The organism is Alcanivorax sp. P2S70, assembly GCF_000475295.1.
Classification (GTDB): Bacteria; Pseudomonadota; Gammaproteobacteria; order Pseudomonadales; family Alcanivoracaceae; genus Alcanivorax; species Alcanivorax profundi.
Map to the genome: position 1 here is coordinate 155,537 of NZ_AXBZ01000023.1, position 16,582 is coordinate 172,118.

Sequence of the window (16,582 nt, forward strand, 5' to 3'; positions counted from 1 at the left end):
TGCTGCCTCCATCGACCGCGTTGAATATTCGGATCATGAAACATCTACTGATTGTCGCCCACGCCCCCTCACCCAATACGCTCAAGCTGCGCGAGGCTGCGGCCCGCGGGGCCGGGCATGAGGATATCGAGAACGTCTGCGTGACGGTGAAGGCACCACTGGAGGCGGGACCGGAGGATGTTCGGACCTGTGATGCCATTCTGCTCGGCACCACCGAAAACCTGGGCTACATGAGCGGAGCTCTCAAGGATTTCTTTGACCGCAGCTACTATCCAGTGCTGGAAGAAAAACAGGGGTTGCCCTGTGCGATCTACATCCGCGCCGGCCACGACGGCACCGGCACCCGGCGTGCAGTGGAGACCATCGTCACAGGATTACGCTGGAACTGGGTGCAGGATCCACTGGTGCTACGCGGCGACTGGCAAGATGCGTTTGAAGCCAAGGTGGAGGAGCTGGGGATGTATCTGGCAGCGGGGCTGGATGCGGGGATTATTTGAGTTGAACGTTCAAAGTTGAAAAGCGCCTGGTAAATCGGCAGCAGGTCAGGTGTCGCTCCCGCGACCAAGCCCCTGAATCGCGGGCACGGCGAGGCAAACCCCGCCGAGCCATACCGCGTTTAAACTTTCAACGGCTCTTAGCCTTTACTCTTGCTCAGCATGGCCGCGATAACGGCCTTGGCTTCGTCGCCCTGCAGCAGGTCACCGAACAAGGCAAGATCTTCCTTCACCACTTCGTAAAGGGGCTTGTTGATGGACTCGCGCATCAGGCGCTTGCTCTCGCGCAGAGCGCGGGGCGGTTTCTTCGCCAGTGCCACGGCCCAGTTGCGTGCGGTGGCCTCCAGCTCTTCACGTTTCACCACCTTGGCCACCAGCCCGGTTTCGTAGGCTTCCTGTGCCAGCATCGGCTCACACAACAGCAGCAGGCGAGCGGCCCGCTGATAACCCAGCCAGGCAGGAATCAGCTTGGCAGAGCCGGCTTCTGGCACCGCGCCCAAATCCGCAAAAGGAGTGATGAACTTGGCGTCTTCGGAGGCCACCACCAGATCCATGTGCAGCAGCATGGTGGTCCCCACGCCGACTGCATTCCCCTGCACAGCGGCCACTACCACCTTGGGGAAATCATGGATAGCTTCGATAAATGCGGCAGCAGCCGGGGCTTCGCCGGGCGCAGCATTGAGGAAATCCACCAGGTCGTTACCGGCACTGAAGGACTTGCCCTCACCACTGAACAACACCACACGGATATCATCGCTCTCTTCCGCTGCCTTGAGCAGCTTGACCAGATCCCAGTACATGACACTGCTCAGGGCATTGAGCTTGTCCGGGCGGTTCAGGGTAATTTCCATTACAGATTCGGTGTTTTTCACCAGAATCAGATCACTTTCCAATGTCGGCATGGTCACGACGACTCTCCCAAAGTATTTTGTCGAGCAAGGCTAGCCGCAGCGCCCTCCCCTGCCAAGGGCGAATCACGACAGATAATGATTGACCCGCCAGTCAAAGCTGATTAAAAAAGCGCACCTTACCTGAGATGCCATCCGTGAAGCTGGTTACCTTTGACCCTTTTCGCACCCTGGGCCTGCCCGGCGTCCGTTATATCAAGCCTGAACACATGCAGCAGCACCGTGAAGAGCTGGCAGCGGCTGACTGGTTGCTATTTCCCGGGTATTGGCAGATACATAGCCTTCACTACGTTCTGAAACGGCGCATTTTTCCCAGTATGAGCAGCTACCACCTTGGCCATGACAAGGTGGAAATGACCCGTGCCCTGCAAACCGCTTGCCCCGATCACATACCGGCAACGCTGATCACCAGCGCGGACAGCTACGGCCTGAGCCAGATTCTGGATCAATGGTCATTTCCGTTTGTCGCCAAATCGGTCCGCTCCAGTCAGGGAATGGGCGTGTGGATGATCGAAAACCGTCAGCAACTGTATGAGTATGCCGAACGCGAATCCGTACTTTACGTGCAGACACTGCTGCCGATCGTCCGCGATCTGAGGATTGTGGTTGTCGGTGAAGAGATCGTGGCCAGCTACTGGCGGGAAGGGTCCGGCTTTCTCAATAACGTCAGCCAGGGCGGCCGCGTTCGCACCGACCTCCCTGTGCCAGAAGCGGCATTATCACTGGTGTCGGGACTGGCACGGTATCTGGACATCAACCACGCGGGTTTTGATGTAGCCATGGTGGATGGCCACCCCTATATCCTGGAATTCAACCGGCTGTTCGGCAATACCGGCATTCCAGACCTGTCAACGCGTGTCTCCGAGGCCATGCAGCGCTATTTGCTGGGCCCGGTGGCCTCCCCGGCCTCGGATACCAGCGTCTCCGCCTGAGTCCGTAACAACATCTGGTACCGGTGCGCCAACTGCTCCACAGGCTGCAGGCGCACGCGATGATCCCCGGCGATAACCACTTGCGCTTTCTCTGGCTGATACAGTGCTTTCACATCCAGCTCTGTGCTGGACAATTGTGTTTCTGGTACATGCAAACGACCAGGCACACCCGCGACACACAAAGACCAGGCCTCATCTTGATCGTTGTCCGTGGTCATCAGCGCCTTGAATTCCAGGGTCATCTGGCCGGCCTCCTTTCGCTGTGCCGCCAGCAGCCGCACGACACGCAGAAACAGCAGACCGGAACATAATGCGGCAAAGCCAGCCTGGGAAGGCGGCTGCTGAGTGAACACAACCGCCGCCTGCTTACCTACAGGAACACTGACCTGACCACCGTATATTCCAGCCGCCCGAACCAGAATCTGCTGATAATCCGCCAGCACATCGTCAAGCGCATCCTGCGTGAAACGCTGGCGAATAGATTCGAAATTCACAATGCTGATCCGCAACTGTGCCGAGACATCCTCAGAGTTGGGCAACGCCAGGCCTGCCACTCCCCCTTCCTGTCGGTAAAGCGCAGGGTCCGCATTCGACTCGTTGCAAGGTATAGCCTGCGACTCTGGCACAGCGAGTGGCACCGGAGGCACAAGGCGCTCACGCGCCACAGTGAATGCCAGGCGCAACAGCAACACACACAGCACGGCAAGCACAAAACCCGCCTCAATCTGTTGACGCGGGATAAGCGTATCATCGCCGAGCAAAGTCAGACTTCCCGCCAACTCTCCATCAGGCAAGGCCACCGGCACCGATACCCTGAGGGTCGACTCACTCAACCCCGCCAGTCCGACCTGAACTTCTGCCGGATTCTGGAAGCGGATTCCGGCCACAGGCTCCAGCGCCACGGTCTCACGCCCGATCAGGTTAATGCTGATGGAATCTTCACTGGCCAGCGCTTCGGCGGCCCGTTTGGCGGTCTGCTCTGCCAGCGCCAACAGTTGCACTTCGCGCTCCTCTTCCAGGCGCGCGGAAAAGTGTTCGAGAAAGTAAATCCCCACCACCAGCATCGCCAGCAGCATCAGGATCAATTCGCGCAGCAGCGTGTGTTGACGACCGATCCATGATCGCCATTGCTCCCAAAGGGACATAGGGGTTTCCATCCGGTTTTGTCTGGCCCGGAGTATACCCTGACCGGACGACTTTGCGTTGACCGGGATGACAACACCGCTCCTGACGGAACCGGGCACTGCAAGCTGACATAACACCTACGCGGGTCTGCTGGGTGTTGGCGTATGTCAGGCGGCAGATATCTGCTACTCTTACGCGGTTTTTACCGGGAGCGGTCTGCTTCCCTTCGTTTGAGTTCAGCCACTGGAGCCCCCTGCGTGCGCGAGATCATTCTGATTCAGGTATCCGGCAGTGACCGCCCCGGCCTGACTGCCGCCTTCACCCGGATTCTGGCCCGTTACCGGCTCAACATTCTGGATATTGGCCAGGCAGTGATCCACGACACCCTGTCACTGGGCATGCTGGTGGAAACCCCCAAGGACGCAGATTCCTCTGCGGTACTCAAAGATGTGCTCTTCGAGGCCCACAAACTGAACATCAATGTGCGCTTCCGCCCCATCGACGAGGACCGCTACGAAGAGTGGGTGGCTGGACAAGGTAAAGATCGCCATATCATCACGCTGCTGGCCCGCAAGATTACCGCCGAGCAGCTGGCCGCGGTGACCGCGACCGTGGCTGACAACGACCTGAATATCGACAGCATTACCCGGTTATCCGGGCGCGTGCATCTGGAAGGCGAATCCCTGAACGAAGACAACCGGGCCTGCATTGAGATTTCGGTGCGTGGCGAGCCCAGGGACGCCTCCGCCATGCGTGCCGCCTTCCTGGGGATCGCCAACGAACAGAACATGGATATCGCGTTCCAGCGCGACAATGCCTACCGCCGCAATCGCCGACTGGTAGTCTTCGATATGGACTCCACCCTGATTCGCTCTGAAGTGATTGATGAACTTGCCGTGGAAGCAGGAGTAGGCGATCAGGTGGCAGAAATTACTGAGCGCGCCATGCGCGGAGAACTGGACTTCAATGAGAGCTTCTCTGCCCGTGTCGCCCTGCTTAAAGGTCTGGATGAAGGCGCCCTGGAACGGGTGCGCGAGCGCATCCAGCTCACCGAAGGCGCCCAACGCCTGGTGAGCACACTGCGCGCGCTGGGTTATCGTACTGCCATCCTCTCTGGCGGCTTTACCTGGTTCGGGCACTGGTTACAGGATTTGCTGGGCATTGATTATGTCCACGCCAACGAACTGGAAATCGAAGACGGCAAGGTTACCGGCCGGGTGGTCGGCCAGATCGTCAACGGCCAACGCAAAGCCGAGCTGCTGCGGGAAATCGCCGCCCAGGAAGGTATCAGCCTGGAACAGGCGATCGCCGTCGGCGACGGCGCCAACGACCTGCCCATGCTTGGCGAAGCCGGCCTGGGCATCGCCTTCCGCGCAAAACCCCTGGTCAAACAAAACGCCGAACAAGCCATCTCCACCCTGGGACTGGACGGTATCCTGTATTTGATCGGCGTGCGGGACAAGGACCAGGCTGAGCTACTCAAGAGCAGTTGACAGCTGCGCGACGAAACGTGGCATTAACCTGAAACGAAAGAGGCCGCGCCCATGGTTTGGGCGCGGCCTCTTTGCTTCTACCAACAGACAACCTCGCCCGCGTCGCTGTTAACTGTTAACTGTTAACTGCCTTTTACGCTGTTTCCGGGATCTGCAAGCTATCCATCGGCGCTTGCAGATAGAACCCTTGCAGGTAATCCACCCCGCCCAGAGTCCACAGGGCCTGCATCTGGGCCGCGGATTCCACAAACCCGATGACGGTTTTGCGATGCCCTTCTTTGACCTGTTTGACGATCTCGGCGAGACGTTGACGGCCTTCTGCCTTGGACAGCTCCTGGGTAAAGGAACCCTCGAATTTCACCATGGTAGCCGGAATGTGCTGGAACAGCTTGAACGGATCCAGCCCCCCACCGAAACGGCTGATTGACACCCCACAGCCTGCACTCTTTACCTTTTGCGCGAAGACGCCTGCCTGTTTGAGGTAGGTTGTTGCATCCCCTTCCGTCAGCTGGAAAACCAGTGAGCCGCCATCCATCTTTGCTGCTTTCATGGCCTTGAGCAGCCAATCAACCAGAGAGGCATCTGCCAGGGAACTGCCATTGATATTGAAGACCAGTTTGACTGGAACCGTCATTGCCGCCGCGGCCCGCATGGCATTCAGAACAACCCAACGATCCACCGTCCCCGCAAGCCCCTGTTCCGACGCGACAGGCATGAAGTCCTTCGCTTGCAGCACATCGCCCTGTTTCTGGGGCAGACTTACGAACACCTCGAACATATGCTCGCCATCATCTTCAAGGCTCATCAGGGGCTGGTAGTGCAGCTTGAACCCACCCTGCTCAAGCGCCTGACGAAGCTGCATGGCAATGGCCTCCGAAGAACCTGCCGCCACTTCATCCATGGGGTCATGCACCTTGACGCTGTTGCCTTTGCCCTCGTTATCTCTCTGCGCCTGATTACAACACTTGAGAGCAGTAGTCAGGGTATCCTGACTGCTGCGCGCATCTTCGCGCACGAATGACACCCCCACACTGGCAGTGATCTGCACGGTGCGGGCGGACACTTCCGGCATCAAGGTTTCAACCCCGGTTCGCAGTCTTTCCGCAAGCTCAGCCGCTTGGTCGGTATCTTCCACCGGCAACAACACGGCAAAATCCTCGCCGTCGACTCTCGCCAGACAGGCCTCCGCGATTTCCGAGGGCAACCACTGCGCCACCGCACGTAAAATATCGTCCGCACCATCGATCCCAAGCGATGATTGATGGTGTTCAAAATCATCAAGACGCAGGTAGAGCACCGCCGCCAGTTGGCTATCACGGGCCGCTGCAGCAACGGCATCATCAAGCTGGTCGACAAACCAGGATCGGCTGAACAGCCCCGTGACCTGGTCTTTCTGACTCATCTCCTGAAGACGCTCTTCCAGATCATTTTGATCCACACCAGAAGTACGAATCACAATCTGGGTGCAAGTCTCTCCGTCATAGGTACTGGGGGAAAAGGTGAAAGTGGCATCAAACTCTTCACCATTGGTGTTCACCCCCTTGCACTCCAACTCCTGGGTCTGGTTTTCATCCTGAGCGCGGCTGCGGAGAAACTTCTTCAACTTGTCATGATCTGCGGCCGACACCATGTCCATGATCGGGACACCGGCCAAATCGTCAGGATTCTCGTAGCCAAACATGCCGACATAGTTATCGTTGGCGTGGATATGCATGCCGTCCAGCACATAGGCAATGGCATCGCGGCTTTGATCCATCAGCAGGGAAAGGCGCTTCTCGGCATCGTGCAGGGCGATCTCGGAATGCTGCAGCTCTTTGCGGACACGCACATATTCGATAACACGATCGACCATAAGAGCCAGCAACTCACGGTCACCTGCTGGCGCAACACTACGGGCGCCCATTTCCAGGCCCGCCTTGAGGGTCTTGGCGGAAAAATCATCTTCAAGCAGGATAACGGGGATCGCCTTCCCCAACCGATTGAGGTGCCCCATGGCACTCTCGAAGGTGCCATCACCAAAGGTAGGGCGGCACAGCATTAACTCCCATGCGCCGGCTTTAAGTGCCCGCAGCAGGTCATCTTCTCCCAGAGCCAACTGCGCCCGGGTGGCCCTGCCCGCATTCCGGAGCATATTGATCAACTGCTCCGCCTCGTCCTGTGAATCATGGGCGATCAGCAAACGCAGGTTGTCCAGGGCATAGCTCATGGGTCAGTCACCACTTCTGTCTGCCATACCGTCGAACAATCCTGTTATGGCAACTTCCGAACAGCCGAAGCATGGAAACCCATACACCCAGCACAAGGGAAGCACCTGACCCATGGCAGAACAACTTCAGTTGCCGCATCCTCACGGCAAATTCAGTATTCAGGTGCCGGTATCCGCCACCCTCTTTTATTATTATAGGCTGGACCAGATAGAATCCAGTTCATCGTCCTCACCGTCCTCGGAAGGCGGCTTCGGTGGGGGAGTCGCAGGCGCCGCCAAATCCCGAAACGGATACTGACTGAACCCTGATGCCCCCTGCACGCGTCGCAGCAACTGTACGCGACTGGGCTCACCTTGCTCAACCAATTCCACCTTCACCCCCTCATTAAAACCTACGGTAGGGAGCAACAAGGTGGCAGGTTGCCCTACCGCCGACAATTCTGGCAACAGGATGGCGCGCATGTAATCACTTTCCTGTCCCTGTTTGCGCAGCGCCCGGGCCGCCACAGGCCGCCCGCCTGGCGCCAGCAGCTCCACACCAAAACGGGCACCGTGGTTTGGCAACTGCGTCACCCAGCGAACCACCGCCAGCATCCACTGGCTATGCGTACTGTCGCGAAGCGCCAGTAATTCTCCGGTGCGAAGCAGACTGGGGGTATTCCCCTGCCAGGAGAGGCAGTAGCCTCCCGGACTGGCATTGACCTTTTGACAGTGATAGCTCTCAGGCAATCGCACTTCTGCCGCTTTACTGCCGGTAGAGCTATCCATCTCAATGGTTTCACCGACGAAGTCAGACTGATACGCCGACGCCCAAGGGTCTGACTTATGCTGCTTTTCCTTGGAGGTCATCTTGATGTTCAGCAGGAAAGGGTTATTTTCTTCCTCTTCGCCCAGCACCGAAAGATTGCCTCGTTCGACGATAGCCTCAAAGGGCACCTTGCCAGAAAGAAAGTAGTGCACCCCCACCAGCCCGAAGCAAAGCTCGACTTCACCATTCTCCGGCATCCGCTTGAATGCGCGTTCGGTAAGTGCGCCCCAGACCTGTTGCAGGTGATCCATCAATCCTTCTTCCAGCCCCTTCGGTACCGCCAGGGTCTCCTCATCCGGATCACTGCGCCAGGCCAACATAGCTTCGGTCAGTTTCGCAGAATCGATGTAACGCCAGCTTTCAGAAGCCTGCGATGCATGGGTCCGGTAAACCGGTGGACGGTCGGCTTGCAGGTCAAACACAAACAAGTCGTCGTCGCTGCTGGCCTCACGGATGGAGACCAGTGACGCCCAGCTGTATGCCCCTTGATACACTAACGCCAGCTCCTGCTGGCGCAATTGATTGGGTTTGCTTGTTGCCAGCAGCAAACAGCGCGCATACGCCGCTTGAATCGTAGACTCGCCCCCCACATCTTCAACCGGACTATCGGCAATACCGTGAAGCTCTGCCAACAAGAACAGCTGATGCAACTCCAGCCAGAGGTTACGAGGGCTGGGGAAATACAACTGATAACAGCGCAGCAAAGTGTCGCCAAGCGCAGAAATCGCTCGGTGAATCGAAATAGTGATGGATTTACGGGCGGCCTTGTCGCCAAAACGACGCACCGCCCGGACAGAAACCAGCTTATAGCCGTTGGCGAGATGCCCTTGCAACGCCTGAGCCAGGCTCGCCACCCGGCGAGCCTTCTCCGGTAGCACCAGAGCCTGGTTCAGGTAATGTTTCTGGAGGGACTGGCAGACGTGCAGAATAGAAGGGCGGACAATTTCCAGTAACTGGAAGCGCACCTTGGAATCCAGCGGCAAGCGATTTAGCTCCTGAATGAACTGGTACAGCTGCTTGGCCGTTTCCCCCATGTTCATTACCGGCAGAGCGTCTACCCACTGCTGCAATTTTTTTGGCTGGTCAGCGCCTAGCGTCAGGTGCGGCAAGTCCTGCTCGGGCAGTTTCAACCGTACCGTCTGGGCTGGTTGCTCCATGAAGATAGTCCTTATCTCGGCGGCATCCAGGCTACCTGCGGGTTCTTGTTGAGAAACCCTTTGCGTAGCACCTATTCCCCCTGCGGGCCAGAAGCCAGCGCATGCGAGGCGCCAAACCGGGTTCCTTATTATGAGTCCTGTGTCACATGACTTTACGACACAGTTACATGACTGTAAATGTCGCAAGTTCTTGCTATTTCAGGCTTTCAGCCAGCGAGCACCGTTTTGGCCGCCTCACCCGGCTCTTCCCTGGACAACCGCGGAACCAGAAAGCCCGGCAAACGACCGCGCAACTGGTGATGCAGGCCCCTTGCCTGATCATCCGACACGGCAAAATGGGCCGCCCCCTGAACCTTGTCCAGAAGGTGCAGGTAATACGGCATAATCCCCCCCTCATGGAGACGCTCAGACAGTCTCACCAGCGTCTCAAGGTCGTCGTTGACCCCCGCCAGTAACACGCTCTGATTCAGCAGCGTGATGCCAGCCCGCTGCCACTGCCGGGTACGCTCCAGCAGCGACGGCGACAGCTCCCGGGGATGATTGGCGTGCAACACCAGTACCGATCGCCAGCGCGGGTCGGCCATCAGCGCCAGCAGTCCGTCGTCCAGGCGCTCCGGAATCACCACCGGGGTCCGGCTGTGAACCCGCAACCGCACCAGATGCGGGAGTGCGGCGAGCCCCTCCAGCAACTGCCCGAGGCGACGGTTGTTGAGCGTCAGAGGGTCACCGCCACTGAGAATCACCTCGTTGATATCCGGCCGCTCTGACAACCATGCCAGAGCCTGCTCCCAGCGCTTGCCGCTCAGATGGGTCTGGTAAGGGAAATGCCGGCGGAAGCAGTAGCGGCAGTGCACCGCACAGGCGCCCGTCACCACCAGCAGGGCGCGACCGTGATACTTGTGCAGCAGGCCAGGCACCGGGGTGTGATCGGACTCGTCCAACGGGTCGGCGGTGTACCCCGGCTGCTCCAGCAGCTCTTCCGGCACGCTCATGACCTGCCGCAACAGGGGATCATCCGGGTCACCGGGCGTCATCAACGCCGCATAGGCACGGGGCACCCGCAGCGGGAAATCCCGGGCCGCCGCCAGCTGTTCGGGCAATGCATCCGCTGCCAATCCCAGCATTGACAGCAGCTCCGCCGGATCCGTGATCAGATCGGCCTGCTGACGCCGCCAGTCGGGTAACTCCCAACCGGGCGCGTCCTGCGTTATCATTGCCAGCCTTTCCAATGCCATACATCAACCTTTGGAACATTATTTATGGCCAACTATTCTACCAGTGAATTCAAGTCTGGCTTGAAAGTCATGCTCGACGGCGACCCCTGCGCCATCATCGAGAACGAATTTGTGAAGCCCGGCAAGGGCCAGGCCTTCAATCGCGTCAAGCTGCGCAACCTGAAATCCGGCAAGGTCTGGGAGCGCACCTTCAAGTCTGGCGACTCTCTGGAAGGTGCCGATGTCATGGACGTGTCCATGCAGTATCTGTACGCCGATGGCGAGTTCTGGCACTTCATGGACCAGACCACCTTCGAACAGAAAGCCGCCGATGAGGCCGCCGTGGGCGATGCCAAGCTGTGGCTCAAAGAAGAGGACGTGTGCGAGATCACCCTCTACAACGGCGAGCCGCTGTCCGTTTCCCCCCCCAATTTCGTGGAACTGGAAATCGTGGAAACCGACCCGGGCCTGAAGGGCGACACCGCGGGCACTGGCGGCAAGCCTGCCACCCTGACCACCGGTGCAGTGGTCCGTGTTCCGCTGTTTGTTCAGACCGGAGAAATCGTCAAGGTCGACACCCGTACCGGTGACTACGTGGGCCGCATCAAGAGCTAGGCGTGAGCGACTGGCTCCCCACCGCCTCCCTCGAGGCCATCAAGGCGCGCGCCGAGCTGCTAGGCACGGTGCGCGCCTTTTTTGATGCCCGCAAAGTGCTGGAAGTGGACACCCCACAACTGGCGCACTTCGGCGTCAGCGACCCCCACATCCAGTGCATACCGGTACCCGGCTACGGCTATTTGCAGAGCTCCCCCGAGTATCACATGAAGCGCCTGCTGGCCGCCGGCAGTGGACCGATCTACCAGACCTGCAAGGCATTCAGAGATGGCGAAGCCGGAGGGAGACACAACCCGGAATTCACCATGCTGGAGTGGTACCGCCCCGGCTTTGCGCTCAAGGAGCTGATCGACGAGTGCCTGGCGCTGCTGGCCGAGCTGTTTCCGGATGCCTGCCGTCAGCACTATCGCTTCCGCTCCCTCTTCCTGCAGGCCACCGGCCTGGACCCCCTGACCGCCACAGACGAAGCCTTGAGAAAATGCGCCGAGCACCATGGCGCCCCGGCAGGTCTGGAAAAAACCGCGGCAGTGGATTACTTGATGGCGACACAGGTCGAAACCACCCTGCCTGTCGACCAGCTCTCGGTGGTCAGTGACTTCCCCGGCTGGGCCGCCGCGCTGGCACAAACCCATGAGGACAGTGACGGCGCACTGGTCGCAAGACGCTTCGAGATCTATTACCGCGGGCTGGAGCTGGCCAACGGCTACCAGGAGCTCACCGACCCGCAGGAGCAATCGCGCCGCTTTCAGCAGGACAACGCCGTGCGAAAACAGCAGGGATTCCCCCCCATGGCTCCGGACACTCACCTGCTCGCGGCCATGAATCACGGCCTCCCAGACTGCAGCGGCGTGGCCATGGGGGTAGAAAGATTGCTCATGGCACAACAAAAGGCCGGCCGCATCGATCAGGTCATCAGCTTCCCCATGGATCGAGCCTAAGCTCCACCCCAGTAACGCCCCCAAAAACAAAAGGCACATCGCGGATTAACGGGAATCGCCCATAGAGAACAGCCGTCTTTCCTCAGTACCCTTTGTGCCCTCTGTGGTGAAAATGCTTTTGATCCTGGTCCGGGATCGCGCCACCAGCGAGCGTAGCGAAGGAACGCCCGCAAGGTGAGCGAGCGAAGATCCGACTCTCCTTGCAGGGTGTTTTCTATTTCTGTGTGGGAGCCTGCCTGCAGGCGATGGGGGAGAGAATCGCTTGCAGGCAAGCTCCCACAGGTGGCATCACCAGGGTACAGAGCGCGGATCGGTTTCTTTGTAGGAGCGTCGCTGGCGGCGCGATTTTGGGCGTTGGGAATCGCGCCGCCAGCGACGCTCCTACGGCAAAGGAGGATTAAATCAGGCTTTCCCGGAAATCCGCGATAAGCCAAACAAAAGGCCGCCCCCTCTGACAGGGGCGGCCTCATCCCTTCCAGCAAAAACAGCCCGCCACCGCGCGCTGTTCACTGTTCACTCTCTCATGCCACCGCTGGCTGTCCCACCGAATTGGCACGCCCCGCGGTTTCGGCAATCAGCTCACCCATACGCTGCAGCAAGGACGGCGGGAAGTCGTGCCCCATGCCCGGCAGGATCGCCAACTTGGCGCCGCGAATATGACGGGCAGAAGCTTTGCCGCCTGCAGGGCGAATCAGCGGGTCCGCGCCACCGTGAATAACGGTGGTCGGGCAGGTGATTTTCTTCAGCCAGGGTGTCAGGGCACCGGTAGCGACAATCCCCAGGAACTGGTTACGAATCCCCAACGGGTTGATGCCGCGCGCCCAGCACTGGCGATAAATGTCTGCCAGCTCGTCCCGCCCCTGGGGCAGAGTGCCCGCCAGCTTGCCCATCATCTCAAGACCGAACGCCACAAACTGGTCTTCTGTTTCAATTTTCACCCGCGGCGCCACCAGCGCCTTCAGGGCCTCCGGCTTCGGCGGCGGCACCAGACGGCTGTTGTTGCTCGACATGATGGAGCTAAGTGACAACACCCGCTCGGGGTATTTACCCGCCATCAGCTGGCTGATCATGCCGCCCATGGATGCCCCAACCAAGTGGGCCTTGTCGATGCCAAGCGCATCCAGCAGGCCCACGGTATCGTCCACCATGTCATGAAGCGTGTAGGGGGCATCGACAGACAGACCGATATAACCCCGCATGATGGCCGTGAGCGGACCATGCTTGAGACGCCGACGAATACGCGACGACTTGCCCACGTCCCGGTTATCAAAGCGGATCACCCGGTAGCCCCGCTCAACCAGACTGTCGAGCAACGATTCCGGCCAGAACACCATCTGGGCAGACAGCCCCATAACGAACACAATCGCTTCCCCATTCTCGGGGCCGCGGCTTTCGTAGAAAAGCTCAATACCATTGCTGGCGACTGTTCCTGACTGCATGACCTGCCTCAATGTCGTAAAAACCACACTGCAACATAGGCAAGCCGCCCGCATACCACAAGCTCGATCAACCCGATTGGCCTGTTATGCCGCAAACCTGACCCCAAGCGACTGTTTACTGGCCTCTTCACCCCTGCCATTCAGACGGAACGGCCATTAAGGTAGATGCCCTGAATAACAACACAGCGGATTCCCCATGAGTCTTCAGGCGACCCTCGTTAAAGCCGTAACCCGGCGCACCATCAAACGTTCAGGACTGAGTGATGAGCAGGTGGTTCGCCACCTTCGCAAGGTGTTCAACAGCACCCCCAGCCTGACCCTGATGCCTTTCGGGGTAAAACTCAGCCAGGTGGATCAGCCCCAGTTTCGTGGCGAACGCCTGAGTGTGGCGAACCCCGCCGTCACCGTGCTGTACCTGCATGGTGGCGCCTATGTTGGCGGCGTCACCCGCACCTACCACAACCTTGCCGGTCGTCTGGCCAAAAAACTGAAAGGCGAGGTGTATCTGGCCACCTACCCGTTTGCCCCCGAGCACCCCTACCCGGAGGCGGTCAATCGGGTCATGGAGGCCTATGAATACCTGCTGGGCCTTGGCAAACAGCCACAGGACATTGTGATCGCTGGCGACTCCGCTGGCGGCGGGCTCACCCTTGCCACCCTGCTGCATATCCGTGACAAGGGTCTGCCACAACCGCGCTGTGCGGTCCTGCTGTCGCCGGGCAGCAACGCCACTCCGGACGACCGCGTGCTGGATGCGCTGGATGCCAGTGACGCCATGCTGTCAGCCGACATTGTACGCTCGGCCATCAACCTCTATATCCCCAATGAAAATGACCGCGACCATCCCTATGCATCGCCCTGCAAGGGCAACTATGAAGGCATCTGCCCACTACTGATCACGGTCACCCCGGACGAAGTGCTCTATTCAGACAGCAAGCTGGTACGCCGGGCGGCCGAACAGGCGGGAGTGAAGGTGGAATGGATCGAGCGACCCGGCCTGTTCCATGTCTGGCCGATCATGGTGCCGCTACTGCCGGAAGCCCGCCAGGATCTGAAACGCATTGTCGGTTTCATCAAAAGCCTCTGACCGCCTACCCTGCGACAGATTCGGTCATTGCAGCACTCTTTCCTGCAGCGTCTACTGAGACATCGCAGAATAACGACGGGAGCAGGCCATGACCGAACTGCCGCGCATCCGGCCGGAGGACTATTGTGATGATGATCTTCCCCGGCTGACCCAACCCTGGTGGCAAACCCTGCCACGCGGGTTTCACGCCATGCCAGACCACTTCCTGGCCGACAACGACACGCGCTGGCGCATCGATTACACCGCCGGCGTCGACACCCTGGCCCGCACCGGGCTGGCGTGCATGGCCGGCGCCGCCGCGTTGCCCGCCAGCCTGAATGTGCGCCAGCAAAAAGAAGAGCGCGACCTGGTGGCGTTTTATCGCCAGTATCTGGACAGCGGTGACCCGCAACACTTTTTCCGCCCGCCCACCGTGCGCCCCAGAATCCAGCGAGGCCCGGTGGCCCGCTACCACTTCCAGCCGGAAGACGGCCAGGCCCACACCCTGCAGTTTCGTTCCCCGTTCGACACCGTGAACCCGGCCCTGAGCGAACGTTACCAGGCACACCGTCGCAACCGCATTGCCTGCGCCCAACACTGGAAGCACCACGGCGAACCGCGCCCGACCCTGGTCATGATTCATGGCTTTGTGGCCGATCCGTACTGGCTGAACACCCGCTGGCTGGCCCTGCCCTGGTTCTACAAACAAGGGTTTGATGTGTTGCTCTACACCCTGCCCTTCCATGGCCGTCGCAAGGGCGCGCTGGCACCGTTCAGTGGCGCGCAGTTCTTCAGCCAGGGCATGGCCATGCTGAACGAGACCTTTGCCCAGGCGATTCATGACCTGCGCATTTTTCTCGACATGTTGCGCGACGAGGGCAGCCCGGCCATCGGCGCCACCGGCATTTCGCTGGGGGGCTACACCACCGGCTTGCTGTCCTCACTGGAAAAAGACCTGTCCTTCGCCATTCCCAATGTACCGCTGGTCAGCATCATGGACCTGATGAAAAGCTGGTTCCCGGTGAACCTGCAGTTCCCGCTGTTCCACAAAGTATACGACACGGATCTGGCCGGCTTGCGCCAACTCACGGCGCTACACTCGCCGCTCACCTGGCCCTGCCAGGTACCCCACAAGGGCCGCATGATCATCGGCGGTGCCGGCGATCGTTTTGCGCCTCCCAAGCACAGTTTCCTGTTGAAACAACACTGGCAGGACTGCGATATCCACTGGTTCCCGGGCAACCACATGCTGCATCTGGATCAGGGGCGTTATCTGAAAGCCATGCGGGATTTCATGCACGATGCGCTGGCAGAGAAATCGGTGGAGTTGAGTGCGGAGAGAATGTCGGACGAGTTTTGAGTTTCGAAGATCAAGACCTGGGCCTTCAAACGCCACAAACTTGTTGCCTTTCGAAACTCGCTTTTCGTGACTCGATTGTGAGGCCCTTTTAACTCCGCGCTGCCGCCCGGTTTTCCGGACTCCTGCAGCGGCTTCAGCGCGGAGCAGGTTACGGTTTTTTCGGGGAGTCTGTCTTGAACAACGATGCGGTGCCGGCGCCGCAGGCGACCACGGTTTTCATCATGTTTTCCACACCGATTTCCGGGTGCAGTTCCACCAGCGTTTCATCCACATGATAGATAAAGCCACTGGTGGGATTGGGGCCGGTAGGCACGAACACCGTAACGTGGCCATCGGCATGGCGGGATGTGACCAGGGCAGTGACCGACACATCCACGTTGCGCCCATACAGCCAGACCCGCGCCACCTCACCGCGGCTGAACGGGCTGTCGCTGCTGTTGCCCATCAGCTGCGCAATCACTTCCCGCACTGTGGTATAGCCGGGCAACCGGGTCATGACATTCTCTTCCCACTGCTGCCACAGCCAGCTGCCCAACCGGGTTGCCACCAGGGTACCAACCAGAAAACACAACACCATGACCGCCAGCACCGCCAGCCAGTCGGCTACAAATTTGGGCAGTCCAAAGGCATTGATGAACACCGAGGTAAACGGGGAAATCATGTCCGTCACCGTCTGGTAGATCCAGCGGAAAAAGAACACGATGATGGAGATGGGCAACAGAATGGTCAGCCCGCCCAGCAGGGATTTCCGGATAAAAAACCAGACGCGTCGGTTGGCGCTCATGGGCGAATAATTCCTCTGTTCGCAGGGTGGAAATTGTCTCGGC

The 16,582-nt window shown here is 59.2% G+C and carries 14 protein-coding genes; 7 read left to right on the forward strand and 7 right to left on the reverse strand.

Annotated features, from left to right (window positions below; genetic code table 11):
• Positions 1-35 precede the first annotated feature (35 nt).
• On the forward strand, positions 36-497 hold the full coding sequence (locus Q672_RS25785; protein ID WP_031226448.1) for a flavodoxin family protein: 462 nt from the start codon (positions 36-38) through the stop codon (positions 495-497).
• A gap of 137 nt (positions 498-634) precedes the next feature.
• Here Q672_RS25785 and Q672_RS25790 read toward each other — a convergent pair whose 3' ends face one another.
• Positions 635-1,396, reverse strand: coding sequence for an enoyl-CoA hydratase-related protein (locus Q672_RS25790; RefSeq protein WP_031226449.1), 762 nt, complete (start codon positions 1,394-1,396; stop codon positions 635-637).
• Positions 1,397-1,530: 134 nt separating this feature from the next.
• Here Q672_RS25790 and Q672_RS25795 point away from each other — a divergent pair, with 134 nt between their 5' ends.
• Entirely contained in the window at positions 1,531-2,334 is an 804-nt protein-coding gene (locus Q672_RS25795) for an ATP-grasp domain-containing protein (RefSeq protein ID WP_022985362.1), read from the forward strand.
• Here the strand turns inward: Q672_RS25795 and Q672_RS25800 are convergent.
• On the reverse strand, positions 2,280-3,479 hold the full coding sequence (locus Q672_RS25800; protein WP_022985363.1) for a hypothetical protein: 1,200 nt from the start codon (positions 3,477-3,479) through the stop codon (positions 2,280-2,282). The genes Q672_RS25795 and Q672_RS25800 overlap by 55 nt on opposite strands.
• Before the next feature lie 237 nt (positions 3,480-3,716).
• Here Q672_RS25800 and serB point away from each other — a divergent pair, with 237 nt between their 5' ends.
• A complete protein-coding gene (gene serB, locus Q672_RS25805) occupies positions 3,717-4,952 on the forward strand; it encodes a phosphoserine phosphatase SerB (RefSeq protein ID WP_022985364.1) in 1,236 nt (411 codons plus the stop codon).
• A 133-nt stretch (positions 4,953-5,085) separates the two neighbouring features.
• On the opposite strand, the gene Q672_RS25810 is transcribed toward serB, so the two are convergent.
• The 3 genes from Q672_RS25810 to epmB form a co-directional block, all read right to left on the reverse strand.
• Positions 5,086-7,158 carry an EAL domain-containing response regulator gene (locus Q672_RS25810; protein ID WP_022985365.1) on the reverse strand — a complete coding sequence of 691 codons (2,073 nt, stop codon included), beginning with the start codon at positions 7,156-7,158 and terminating at the stop codon, positions 5,086-5,088.
• A 192-nt stretch (positions 7,159-7,350) separates the two neighbouring features.
• Entirely contained in the window at positions 7,351-9,123 is a 1,773-nt protein-coding gene (locus Q672_RS25815) for a hypothetical protein (protein ID WP_022985366.1), read from the reverse strand.
• A gap of 206 nt (positions 9,124-9,329) precedes the next feature.
• Positions 9,330-10,337: an EF-P beta-lysylation protein EpmB gene (gene epmB, locus Q672_RS25820; protein WP_031226451.1), complete on the reverse strand. Its 1,008-nt coding sequence runs from the start codon at positions 10,335-10,337 to the stop codon at positions 9,330-9,332.
• A gap of 45 nt (positions 10,338-10,382) precedes the next feature.
• Here epmB and efp point away from each other — a divergent pair, with 45 nt between their 5' ends.
• Both efp and epmA read left to right on the forward strand, forming a co-directional pair.
• The gene (gene efp / locus Q672_RS25825; protein WP_022985368.1) at positions 10,383-10,952 is read left to right on the forward strand and encodes an elongation factor P; all 570 of its coding nucleotides are present in this window, start codon (positions 10,383-10,385) and stop codon (positions 10,950-10,952) included.
• A 2-nt stretch (positions 10,953-10,954) separates the two neighbouring features.
• Complete coding sequence (epmA, locus tag Q672_RS25830; protein WP_022985369.1) at positions 10,955-11,890, forward strand: EF-P lysine aminoacylase EpmA; 936 nt, start codon at positions 10,955-10,957, stop codon at positions 11,888-11,890.
• A 521-nt stretch (positions 11,891-12,411) separates the two neighbouring features.
• Here the strand turns inward: epmA and Q672_RS25835 are convergent.
• The gene (locus Q672_RS25835) at positions 12,412-13,329 is read right to left on the reverse strand and encodes an alpha/beta fold hydrolase (RefSeq protein WP_022985370.1); all 918 of its coding nucleotides are present in this window, start codon (positions 13,327-13,329) and stop codon (positions 12,412-12,414) included.
• A gap of 196 nt (positions 13,330-13,525) precedes the next feature.
• On the opposite strand from Q672_RS25835, the gene Q672_RS25840 reads away from it, so the two are divergent.
• The gene (locus Q672_RS25840; RefSeq protein WP_022985371.1) at positions 13,526-14,416 is read left to right on the forward strand and encodes an alpha/beta hydrolase; all 891 of its coding nucleotides are present in this window, start codon (positions 13,526-13,528) and stop codon (positions 14,414-14,416) included.
• Between the two features lie 88 nt (positions 14,417-14,504).
• Positions 14,505-15,755, forward strand: a complete 1,251-nt coding sequence (locus Q672_RS25845; RefSeq protein WP_022985372.1) for an alpha/beta hydrolase — start codon at positions 14,505-14,507, stop codon at positions 15,753-15,755.
• A gap of 148 nt (positions 15,756-15,903) precedes the next feature.
• On the opposite strand, the gene Q672_RS25850 is transcribed toward Q672_RS25845, so the two are convergent.
• The gene (locus Q672_RS25850) at positions 15,904-16,539 is read right to left on the reverse strand and encodes a DUF502 domain-containing protein (RefSeq protein WP_022985373.1); all 636 of its coding nucleotides are present in this window, start codon (positions 16,537-16,539) and stop codon (positions 15,904-15,906) included.
• Between the last annotated feature and the right edge of the window lie 43 nt (positions 16,540-16,582).